The organism is Mycoplasmopsis gallinacea, assembly GCF_900660495.1.
Taxonomy (GTDB): Bacteria; Bacillota_I; Bacilli_A; order Mycoplasmatales; family Metamycoplasmataceae; genus Mycoplasmopsis; species Mycoplasmopsis gallinacea.
On sequence record NZ_LR214950.1, the window covers coordinates 966,866 to 979,412 of the forward strand.

The 12,547-nt window shown below is 26.6% G+C and carries 4 protein-coding genes and 2 pseudogenes; 2 read left to right on the forward strand and 4 right to left on the reverse strand.

All coding sequences use genetic code 4. The annotated features are described in order from the left end of the window. Positions 1-42: 42 nt before the first annotated feature. Together EXC51_RS03825 and EXC51_RS03830 are read right to left on the reverse strand one after the other, a co-directional pair. Positions 43-1,272, reverse strand: a complete 1,230-nt coding sequence (locus EXC51_RS03825; RefSeq protein WP_165001809.1) for an IS3 family transposase — start codon at positions 1,270-1,272, stop codon at positions 43-45. 669 nt (positions 1,273-1,941) lie between these two features. Continuing rightward, entirely contained in the window at positions 1,942-3,573 is a 1,632-nt protein-coding gene (locus EXC51_RS03830) for a hypothetical protein (protein WP_129620239.1), read from the reverse strand. A 114-nt stretch (positions 3,574-3,687) separates the two neighbouring features. On the opposite strand from EXC51_RS03830, the gene EXC51_RS03835 reads away from it, so the two are divergent. Together EXC51_RS03835 and EXC51_RS03840 are read left to right on the forward strand one after the other, a co-directional pair. Continuing rightward, the gene (locus EXC51_RS03835; protein ID WP_165001824.1) at positions 3,688-6,309 is read left to right on the forward strand and encodes a GA module-containing protein; all 2,622 of its coding nucleotides are present in this window, start codon (positions 3,688-3,690) and stop codon (positions 6,307-6,309) included. Positions 6,310-6,435: 126 nt separating this feature from the next. Then, complete coding sequence (locus tag EXC51_RS03840) at positions 6,436-11,067, forward strand: lipoprotein 17-related variable surface protein (protein ID WP_129620598.1); 4,632 nt, start codon at positions 6,436-6,438, stop codon at positions 11,065-11,067. A gap of 133 nt (positions 11,068-11,200) precedes the next feature. Here EXC51_RS03840 and EXC51_RS04365 read toward each other — a convergent pair. Next, a pseudogene (locus tag EXC51_RS04365) lies at positions 11,201-11,467 on the reverse strand (IS1634 family transposase); the annotation flags it as partial. Positions 11,468-12,104: 637 nt separating this feature from the next. Further along, a pseudogene (locus EXC51_RS04370) lies at positions 12,105-12,371 on the reverse strand (IS1634 family transposase); the annotation flags it as partial. Between the last annotated feature and the right edge of the window lie 176 nt (positions 12,372-12,547).

The window sequence follows — 12,547 nt, forward strand, 5'->3', positions numbered from 1 at the left end:
ATTTGTGTTCTAAACTGGGACACGAAAAGTGGACAAAAAAGTTTAATTTGGTAAAACACCTCAACACTCTTGAGGTGTTTTTCAATTTAATACTGATTGAATTCTTTCATTGTTGTATCAAAATACAAAATCATCGATTAGTGATTTTAATTCATTAAAAGTTATTTTTGTAATGTCGATTAATTTTAAACATTCTGATTTTAAAATTGAAAAGAAATATTCTGCTTCTCTATTATCTAAAGAATTTCCAACTCTACCCATTGATACAACACCATTGTTTTTCTGAATTAAATCTACATAAGTTTTTGAAGAATATTGGAAACCATGATCAGAATGAGCTATTCATTTTTTGTCCATTTTGATTTTAGACATATGTTCCATTACTAGTTCTAAATCATTTCTTTTTGAAAGATTATAATTAACAACAAATTTGCTTTTGTGATCAATCGCAACAGATAAAAATACAAAATTGTTTAAGCAATCTTTTGGTGCAGAAATATAAGTAACATCAGTAGCAATTATTTGGTTTGTCTCTCCATGATAATCACGATTAACAAGATCTATAAATTTTACGTTTGTGTTCTTTTGTTCTCTGTCTCTTTTCTTTCTTCTGGTTAAACAAAATAAGTTTAATCTTCTCATTGCTCTACCAATAGTCCTATAATTTAGAGCTATTTGGAATTTTGTTCTAATATAGCTTTCCAATCTTTTTCTGCCAAACAAACCCTTATTTTTCTTAAATGACTCAATTATTAATTCATCATATTTAGTATTTACAGATTTTTTTCTCGCTTGCTGATCTTTATTTTTTAGATTGTGAATTGTTGACTTAGATTTATTAAAGCATAGACCCAATTTTCTTGTAGAAAGTGAAGATTTCTTGATTTTAGAAATATCAACTTCAATATTATTTCTATCAAAAGAGTCTTTATAAATTTCTAAAATCTCAATCAATTGTTCCTTAGGCATTTTTTCTCACTCCTTTTTTACAATTTCGATAGGAGTAATTTTTTGCTTCCTTGGTCTACCTGAACCTTTACCTTTTTTAGGTGATTTACCTGTTTGCGATTCTATATTTATCATTCCTAAATTATATCTGTTATACTTCAATACAAAATATTTTTTAGCATCATTGAATTTTCTATCAAAGAAACTAAAACCTCTAATTGAGTAATATTTAAGTTCAAAATCATTTTTCGATATCAAATTATTTTTGTAATCTTCATAACTACCGAATAGTTCTAATCATTCATGTGCCTTTAATTGTCTCATAATACCTCCTAAATATATAAAAACACGAAATATGGTTGTGTCCATATTTCGTGTCCTAGTTTATTCCATATTTTTTATTTATTTTAAACATATTTAAAATCAATTGACATTACAAAATAACTTTTAATAAATTAAAATTATTCATTAATGATTTTCTGCTTGATACAACAACGAAAGAATTCAATTAATGCGAAATTAAAAACAACTAAAGTGTATTGAAAAACCTTAGTAAATTAAACTTTTGCCAGATTTTTATGTCCCAGCTTACTGTTTTGCTGGGATTTTATTTTTATATTTTTAAAATAAAATTTTAGAAAAAAAGAAAAAGTATTTTAAAAATTGATAAGTGAATATTATATACGAAAATTTCACATTCATATAAAAGAGTTATAATGTAAATTATTAAACGAATTGTCACTCTTGTTTGTTTCTTTTAATATAATTATATTGAATTCTTAAGAATTCAACACAAGCAGTTTTGATATTAATTATTGAAATAAAATTCAAGTATTGAATTAACAAAATCAATTAATTGTGTATGTTAGTTTTTGGTTTTACAAATTCAATATTTGTGCTGCCGCACGGGCCTTCTTTTCTTTCGCAGAAAAGAAGCAAAAGAACTTCAAAATTCATAAAGAAATTGTTGATTATAAAATATGTTTTGTGATATTAGTTGTCAATAAATGCAACTTTATCTTTTCACTCTATATCTTTTTCAAGTAAGTTATAAAGTTTTAACAAAATTTCTTCACTTCTTTCAAGTATTTTGATTATCTTTTGTGCATTTTCATTTTTGAGAATTTCGTCGGGAAAATGTCTTAATTGTGACTGTGCTAAAGTGAATTTTCTAGAATTTACAATTGCCTTTGCAATCACATGTACTTGTGGGATAGAAATATCTAACCCTTTAGCTAAAGCATAAATTTCGGTTTCATTCAATTCAGATTCTTCAACTACTTTTGCAATATATTTCTTATTATTGATTTCGAAATATAAGTTTTGGTTTACATCTAAACATAAATTAATATCTTTTCCGCTTTGTGAAAAAAACATTAATCTTTTATTATGTTCGTCGTAAGGGGCGAGCATTTTATTTTTATACATAACGACTCCATTATTTACTCTTCTTCTAATTCTTAAAGAAAAATCGTAAATATTTGAACTAGGATCGTTTTTGATAAATTTGCTTTCTTTATTACCTTCTGTTTTTTGAAAATGTCTATTATATTCATCAATAATTTCTTCGCTTCTTTTATTTAACTTTTCAATAGAATCAATACCTTTATTTTTAAATAAATAAGGGTAATAATTTTGAGCACTAGCAAAAGATCTTTCCACATTTGGCTTATCTTTAGGGTTAGACGACACAAATAAAGTAATTCCTCTATCGATTAAAGCCTCTTCAAACATTGTGTATGTTTTTTCCGAACCTCAAAAAGTTCTTCTACGATCTGTTGTTATATTTGAAGGAAATCCATATTTTTTAAAGAGTTTATCAATTAGCTTTTGGTATCCCACATTTGTTTCTTGCTCTTCACATTGAAGTTCAAGTAATTTACCTGTAGCTGAATCAATTGCGTGGTAAATGAAAACTTTTTTATCCCCGAAAAATATTTCTTGACAAGCATCTAATTCAACATTTTCACCAAATTTTAAATGTATATTTTTAGCTTGATAAACGCTTTTTCTTTTCTTCTCACGTTCATCTATTTCTAAAGAACCAATTCTTGTGAAAAGTGAAGTTTTTTCACCAATTTCTTGTTCAAGCAATCTTCTAATTTTTCTAGATTCTCTTTTACCTTTTCTTGTCATTTGGATGTTAATGAAACCTTGCTTTTTAACTCTTCTAAAAGCTTGTGAATAACTAATATTAAAACTTTGTTTTACTTTTTCATAATAATAAAGTCAAAAAGGAGCGGTGTTAATAGTTGCTTTTTTAGGAAAAAATTCTTCAGAAAAATCGTAATAATCACACATAATTTTATTTATAGTTTCATCATTATATTTGAGTGCATTTTCATTTTTTCTACCTTTGTGAGCAACGTTAAAAGTACCATTTTCTATAAATGGTTTTATTTCTTGTTTGTATCTAATTATTGTTCTGACGCTGACGTGATACATCCTAGCAAGTTCTTTGTTTGTTCTTTTGTTTCAAAACCTTATAATACCTGCTATTATTTGAGCCTTTCTTTCTTCGTAATAGCTCATTTTTTTATGTGTTGTTATTTTAAACACACCCATAGTCACTCCTTTATCAATTAAAATTTTATCTAAGATGTAGATTTTTAATTTAAAACTCAAGGGTGTGACATTTCGTTTGCTATTTAATATATACGAAAATTTCACATTCATATAAAAGAGTTATAATATATATATATATATATATATATATATAATGGAGGGATGTGTATTAAAATGAAGAAAAGCAGAAAAATTTTTCTTTCTTTTGGGGGAATAATAACATCATCATTAGTTTTAGTTTCAGTTATTAATGTTGCCAATCAGGAAAATTGAAATGATTCTCAAAGAGCAGCAGCTGAAGAGTTGAAAACTTTTATCGAATCACAAAAAAAGGGTCGTACTTCTAGTTCCACTAGAAACAATTTGTATGTTCCAGAAATGTACAAAAAACCAAGAGGAGAGTATAAGGACAAAATAATAGATTTTGGAATTGATCAAAATCAATTGCAATCAGTTTATGATTTTTTTATTCAATTACCAAGTTTTAACCAAATTAATGATGAGAACTCTAAAAATGAGTGAATTAAAGAAATTAAAATGTGATTTTGAGAGAGACCTGATTTATATTTCGCTACTTTCAGAAAACACGAAACTGGTTCAATTGAATGAAGATTTATGCCCAACAAAGCCATTACTGATGAAGATGATGCAGCTGAAAAGACAATTGAAGCATTTGATAAAAAAATAAAAAATTTAATAACTTTTAAAACACTTAGTGAATATCGTGGAAGATTTAACACTTTTGAAGAATTTAAAAGTTATGTTTTAAATGAGCTTCAAGAGGAATTAAAAAAAGAAGTTTATAATGCTCCACGAGCATATTATGATAATTTTGTAACTATTTTAAAAAATGCAACTGTAGATCCAAATGATTCAAATAATTCAAATAGAAATATTCCACAAGATTTAAGCAATACATTATTGAATTGATTAAAATATAGTCAAGACTTAAATCGTGATGAAAAAGCTAGAGGCGGAAATTATGATAAGGCTTTGGAATTATTAGGAGATAACGGACTAATTGGAATAAATAACAAAATTGCTCAAATTAGAGCCAAATTAGCTACTTATCAAGAAAAAAAAGCTTCTTTTGATTATAAATTCGAACCTGAAGAGCCTGAAAAAGCAGATTTTGATAGTGAAAAAGCAAAATTAACAACTCAATTGCAAGAATTACAAAAAAAATTAAATGAATTAAACACAGCTATTGAAGGAAAAATTGAAAGCACTGGTTGAAATAGTAAGAGACAAGAAAAATTAAATTTAACCACCACTAATGAAGAATTAGCAACAGGTTTAAACACTTATATAGTTGCTGAAGAGAAATTAGAAGGTTTATTAAAATATAGAGAAAAAGTTACAGAATTACAAAAAATACTTTCAGATTCTTCTTTATCTGATGAGCAGAAAAAACACTATACTGAAAGAATCGATAGTTTGGGTGAAGATGCAGATAATTATGCTCAGTTGCAAGCTATTGGAGACGAGATCAAAAATTCAATTGAAGCTGATTCAAAGCCAGAAGAAATCATAAATAAATTTAGTTTATGAACTAACGAACAGCAAAAAGATCCTTATCGCGAACAAATTAAAAATGTCTATAAAGATTCAACTTTGGACGATGAAGCTAAAAATGAAAAAATTAAAGAAATTGAACAACAAATTTTTAGCAAAATGAAAGAAAATGCTAATAATTTAATCGATCAAACTTCTTTAGGAAATACAGAAAAAGACACATATAAAAATTTAATTAATTCTGAAAATATGGATGAAAATAATAATCCATACGATTTTCTTCTACTTAAAACAATCACAAAGGCTAAAATAGATAATTTAGATAGTTTAAATCCAGCTCAAAAAGAATCATTAAAAAATAGAATTGACGAACAAAATACTGATGATGCTACAAAAATAAATGCAATTTTCACTGAAGCAGAATTAGTAAATCAAAAAATGAATGATTATAAAAATACATTCAAAGATGAAACTAATAGCGATGAAACCAATGTAGCAACAATTAAGAAAAGCACTGATTATACTGAAGCAGATAATGATAAAAAAACTGCTTTTGATAATGGTTTAAATCAAAGAAACACAGATTTATCAAGCCAAAGTGATAATTTAACAATTGATCAAATTAATCAAAAAATTGCAGCTTTAAAACAAGCAAAAGAAGAATTAAATGGTGATGAAAATCTAGCAGAAGCTAAAAAACAAGCAAAAAATAAATTAAACACTGCTTATACATATTTAAATGATGCGCAAAAAACAGATGCAATTAACAAAATTGACGCATTAACAACTGTAAACGATGTTACTAATCAAGATGCTAAAAATAATAAACTAGACGATGCTATGAAAGTTTATAGCGAAAGTCCAGCTAATATTGAAACAATTAGAACAAGCACTGATTATACTCAAGCAGATAATCAAGAAACTTTAGAAAATTTAATTACTGCCAAAGAAAATGATATTAATAAAACAAGTGGACCTAATTTAACTTTAGACCAAGTAAATCGAAAAACTGCAGCTCTTAATAATGCAGTTACTGCTTTAAATGGTGAAGAGAGGTTAAAAGCCGCTAAGGATGAAGCAATTAGAAAAATTAATTCCGATTATTCATATTTAACATCAAAACAAAAAGAAAAAGCAATTCAGTTAATTAATAGTCAAAATACTATTGAAGATGTTAATAACCAAGATAAAAGCAATAAAGCATTAGATTCTTCAATGAAGACTTTAAAAGACTACATTTCTAATCAAGCAACAGTTGCTGAAGGCAATAATTATACTTAAACCACTAATGCCTTAAGAGCTGCTTATGATGGAAACCCTACTAAAAATAACAATGTAAAAGGTGGGGCAATTAAAGAAGCAGAAGATTTAGTAACCGCTTTAAATAATGAAAATAATCCTGATTTAATGAATAAAGCAACAGTTGATTCTTTAAATGAAAAAATTAAAAATTCAATTGATGCTTTAAATGGACAAGAACGTTATAATGCTGAATTTGCAAGATTAAACGAATTAAGTGCCGCAACTGCTAAAGTTAAAGATAATCCAAAAGCCACTGATACAGCTAGCGAAATTTCAGTTGACGAAATTGAATTTAATAATGATACTATTCCAGAAGATACTAAACCTGTTGATTTAAGCATTACTAATAGAAATGAAGCAACTGGTAAATTAGATTTAAATTACAAATATCAATCAACTAAAGAAAACCTTGAAACTGTCCAATCAAGTAAAACTTACACTTTAAATAACGACAATGCCTTAAGCACTTTAACTGAACAGGAAAGATTAGATCAATTAGTTCAAGATCAAACTGTTACTAAAACCGTTGAGTTTAATGGCGCAGATAAAAAATCTGTTGCTGTTAGTGATTTAAATAAAGATAATTTTACAACTGGTATTAATCCAGCTAATAATGCTAAAGTAATTATTAACACAATTACACCTGATCCAAATGATCCAAGAGGAGCAATTGTAGTTTATAAATTAGAATCAACCAAAGATAATTTAGGTGATCAAAAAGTTGTTTCAAGTAAAAACTTAACTACTAAAATAACTGGCTTTATGACTAGTGAAGAAAAAGAAGAAAAAAGCAATGCTGCAAGCAATTTTGTAGGTACTGCTGATCCTCTTAAACAAGCATCAGAATTTGTAAATAATTTATCAGATGTAAATATTAGTTTTGATCCTAATGATAATCTTGATCACTCAAATGAAACTATTGTCGTTAAGTCAATTGAATCTTGAGATGATAGAACCGGAACATTAGTAGCTAATTTTGTTGTGCAAAGCAATAAAAATGGAGAGGTTGTTACATCAGAACTTAAAACTATAACTATTAATGGTTATATGACTGAAGAACAAAGATTAAATAATTTATTAAATAAAGCCAAAAATTTTGAATTTAATGGTGATAAACCACAAAATAAAACTACTGTAGATGAAGTTAAATTATCAGAATTATCAGGTTATTTAAGAGGAAGAAATGATGAAACAGGTGAATTCATTGATCTTAATTCGGAAAATAAAGTTAAATTAATAATTGATGAAATTACTCAAAGAGATGGTCAATATGGGGCAATTTCTTTCAAATATCATTTCTTATCTACTCGAACAGATATTCCAAATAATGACATTGTTTCTAAAACTAGAACTTATACTTTAAATCTTTTTCAAACTGATGGTGAAAGAGAAAAAGAAGAATCAAATGCTAAAAACATTAATGATTTAGATATAAATGTAACTAAAAATAAATTAGCTTCTGAATATGATGCTAATGAAATTACTTTAAGTGCGAAAGATCCTGACTTTAGTGTAATTGATAAAGAAATTATTGGTTACAATGACATTACTGGTGAAATTAAACTTTCATATAAATTAAAAAATAATCAAACCAATGATGAATCTGAAACTAAAGAAATTATTCTTAGCGGTTTTAAAACTGAAAGTCAAAGATTAAATGAACTTTTAGATTCTTTAAGTAAAGAAGATATTGATTTTAATGGAACTAAAAAAGACCAGTTACCTTCTGTTGCACCGGCTAATAATAAAAATAATTATTCTTATGATGAAACTAAAAAAACTGACAACAAAGCTAATATAAGAATTAATTCAATTACCCCAGATAATCAAGCTGGAGAAAATACTTTAAATCTTAAATTAATTTCAACTAAGAGACAAAGTGAATTAGTTTCAAATTGACAAATTGATAATTTCGTTACTCCTGAAAGTAATAATAAAAACTTAGTAATTGATGAGTTTAGAACTGAAGTTGATCAAGATAAAATTGATCAAGACATCGAAAAACAAAGATTAAATGATCTAAGTGCAACTTTAGATTTTCCAAACAAAGATAAAACTATTGCTTCAGCTGCGCTTAAAGAAAAATTCACTTCTAACCCGAATACTTTTGATAATGCTAAATTAGTTATTGATTCAATAACAGAAATAAACAATGAAGCTGGTACATTAAAAGTTAATTATCACTTTGAATCTACAAAAGACGGAATGAATAAGGTTATTTCTGAAACTCATTCTCAAGAATTTAGTGGATTCAAAATCCCTTCAAAAGAATTAAACAATATTAATAATTTAGATGCATCATTTAATGGTGATAATTCAAAGTTACCTTCATATTTTGATAATTCAACATCAGAGAAAACACTTCCTGGAACAGTAGAACAAGATCCTGATGGAATTTACAATAGAGTTGTAAAAGTTACTGAAGTTGTTAATGCAAACGATAAAGATGGTAATTTAACTATTAAATATGTTATTGTTTCAACAAATAAAAATGATCCTAGCGATACATACGCTTCAAATGAAAAAGAAGTAGAAGTACCAAGATTTAAAACCGAAGCAGAAAGACTTGATGAACTTAGCTCTCAGGTAAGTTATCCAGGTAAAGAAAAAACTTCTCCTTCTGAAATTGATTTAAATAACATTACCTTTACCAATAATTTAGAAGATGCTAATGTTGAGCTTATTCCTGATTCAATTACTAAAAACGATTTAACTAATTCAGTTACAGGTAAATACAAAATTACTTCAACTAAAGAAGGTGCTGAAGATGTATTTGTAGAAAAAGAATTCACTATTAGCAATTTCCAAAGTGAAGTGGAACGTTTAAATAAATTAGTTAACAGCAAAGAGGCAACTAAAACAGTTACTTACAATGATCCTTCACAAGAACAAAGAAGCGTTAAAGCTTCAGAATTTGCTGCTAAAGAAAATCTTTTTGAACTTATTAGCACAAATATTTCAACTCCAGAATTAGTAGTTAATAAATCAAAAATTGAAATTAACCCTGATGATATTGTAATTGATGATGAAGATGGAACTATTACATTTAAATACCACTTAGTTTCTACAAAAGATGAATTTGCAAATGCTGATAAAGCTGTTAAAACTTCTACAACAGAAGGAACTCTTGTTTTAAGTGGATTTTCAGTGGATTTAGAGCCTAGAAAAAATGAATTAATTAACAAAATTAATGAACTTGTTGATAGTAATAATGAAGGTAATCCAGGACTTACTAGAGAGCAAGCTGATGAACTTATTAACTTAATTAATAGCGATGATACTGATAGCGTTGCTAAATTTAATGAACTTAAAAAACAAGCTGATATTACTGTAATCAAAAATGATTTAGCAAAACTTACTCACCTTAATCCAAAACAAAGAAGTGATGCTGATAGTAAAATAAACAATCAAGATTTAACTGCTCAGGAAGCTAAAGAAATTTATAATTCTTATGTTGAAATTGATGCAAAAATGGAAAAACTTGGAGAGTTAGTTGATAAATATAACAAGCTTATTAGTGATTCAAATAATAAAAAATACACAAGCGCTAATGAAGAGACTAAAACTCAGTTTGATAATAATTTAAACTATGCAAAAGAGCTTCTTAAGTCAGATAAATACAATGGAAGCAATGAAGATTTAGCTTTAGAGCAAGTTCCATTTAACCTTTTAGATAAGTTAATTGGTGATGTTAATACTATAAATAGTTTAGATTATGATTATGAGCATTTAAATAATAATTCTAAATTCCCTAAAGAATTAATTGATAATCTCAGCTACCTTAATGATCAAGAAAAACAAAAATATAAAGATGCAATTGAACCTAAAGAAACTTACTCAGAAGGTCAAGCTATTTACAACTATTCAGTAATTGTCAATAACCACAAAAAAGGTGCGATCGATTACATTGATTCACTTAAATATCTAAATGAAGCTGAAAAGCAAGTATTTAAAGATAAAGTAATTGCTGCTAATGGCGAAGATTTTGATCTAGTAGATAAAATCAAAAACGATGCTTACGAAGCTGATTTATCAGTTAAAAAACTTATTGATGCAGCTAAAGGTGATACAAAATTAACTAATGATGAAATTAATCAAATTATTAATAACCTTCACAATTTAGGTGTTAATAATCCAAATTATAATAATTTAGCTAATGAACTTATTAACTACAATGACTTTGCAGATGCATTAGAAAGATACCGTAAAGATAATGTATCTAGCGATACTTTCTTAGAAAATGAAAGATTGTTAAAAGAACAAATTGCTAAATTAGCTGAGAATAATTCATATAATCAAAATAACATCTCAGAAGCTGCGCAAGCGCTTCAAGATCGCTTAGATTTACTTAAAAAAGATTCTCAAAGCGAAATTAACTTAGTGCATTCTCTTTTAGATTTAAGAGAAACAACATTTAAAAATGAAATTGCCCATGATAATTTAGTAAATCAAAATAGATACCAAAACTTTGCTAAAAACGTGGCAAATGCAAAATACTTTAAACTAGCTATTAAAGGCAAAGCAACTAAAGAGGAAATCGAGATTCTTAAAGCCATTGCAAAAAGCGATGCTTCAAATGTAATTTACAGTGCATTAATTAAGAAACTTGATGCAATTAAAGTTTATATTCCAAGAAAAGTAACTTCATTTAAATGATGATTACTTGTGTCTCTTACCCTTCTTACACTTGGTTTTTGAACATTTATGCTTGGAAGAAAGAAAAATAAAGACCTTTAATAACTTCTATTAAGGCGAAACAAAAGCACTAGCAACAGCTCTAGTGCTTTTTTCTAAGTTTGACACTTTTAAAACTTAAAACTATGAATAACTCTACAATATAGAGCTATTCGTAGTTTTTGTAATAAAATTCCTATATAGTAAATTTAATATCTTCATATTTACTAATAGTCTCAATTAGTTTAATTCGAAGAACTTTTAATATAGTTTTGAACTCTTCAGATTCTTCTGTTTTAATGTAATTATTAATTTCTGGGATAATTTATAATTTTTGATTTTTAATTGCATCAATTATTTTGTTTGTGGGCATTGGATAACCACAGCAATCAAGAACAAATTCTAAACATCTTTGGATTGTGAGTGCAAGAAAACAGATTAAAAAATACCCTTTAATTGTCTCATAATGCCTCGTAAATATATAAAAACACGAAATATGGATGTATCCATATTTCGTGTCCCAGTTTATAAACCAACTTTTCTTGTTTTTTAATTTTGCACTTTTTCAACACAAATTAAATTTAACTTATAATGAAACACACATATTTGAAACACAAGTGTTTTAATTTGTGTACAATTCGTAATTTAAGTTGCAGCAAGTTGCAAACAACCTCAGTTAACTACAAAAAAAGCATAACAAGGCATAAAATTTAAGTTGCAGCAAGTTGCAATTTATTTAAAACAAAAGAGAAAAACATCAATTTAAAGCCATTTTACACTACAAACTATCATTTTTAATTTTATTTTAAGTTGCAGCAAGTTGTAATACTTTAATTTACAATGTTAAAATATAAGTGTAATAAAAACAATTAAAGGATTAAAAATTACATTTAGAAGAAAAGAATATTTAGAAAGTTTAATAAAAGAACTCATTTCTTTACCAACTGAAACTGAATGATTAGAATTTAAAGTGAATAATATTGATCCTATAAAAATTGGCACTTATATTTCTTCTATCTTCTAAGTTTGACACTTTTAAAAATTAAAACTACGAATAACCCTACAATATAGAGTTATTCGTATTTTTTATAATACAATTCCTATATAGTAAATTTAATATCTTCATATTTACCAATAGTCTCAATTGGTTTAATTCCAAGAAATTTTAATATAGATTTGAAATCTTCAGATTCTTCTGTTTTAATATAAGTATTAATTTCTGGAATAATTGATAATTTTTGATTTTTAATTGCATCAATTATTTTGTTTTTAGGCAGTAGATAGCCACAGCAATCAAGAACAAATTCTAAACATCTTTGGATTGTGAGTGCAAGAAAACAGATTAAAAAATGCCCTTTAATTGTCTCGTAATACCTCCTAAATATATAAAAACACGAAATATGGATGTGTCAATATTTCGTGCCCAGTTTAATGACTTTATTAGGTGGGTTTTTTTCTTTTTTAAGAAACTTTCAAATACTAAAATTATTTTTAGAAGTTATCTCTAAAAAAAAAAAAAACATTTTTGAACTTTTAGAACTAA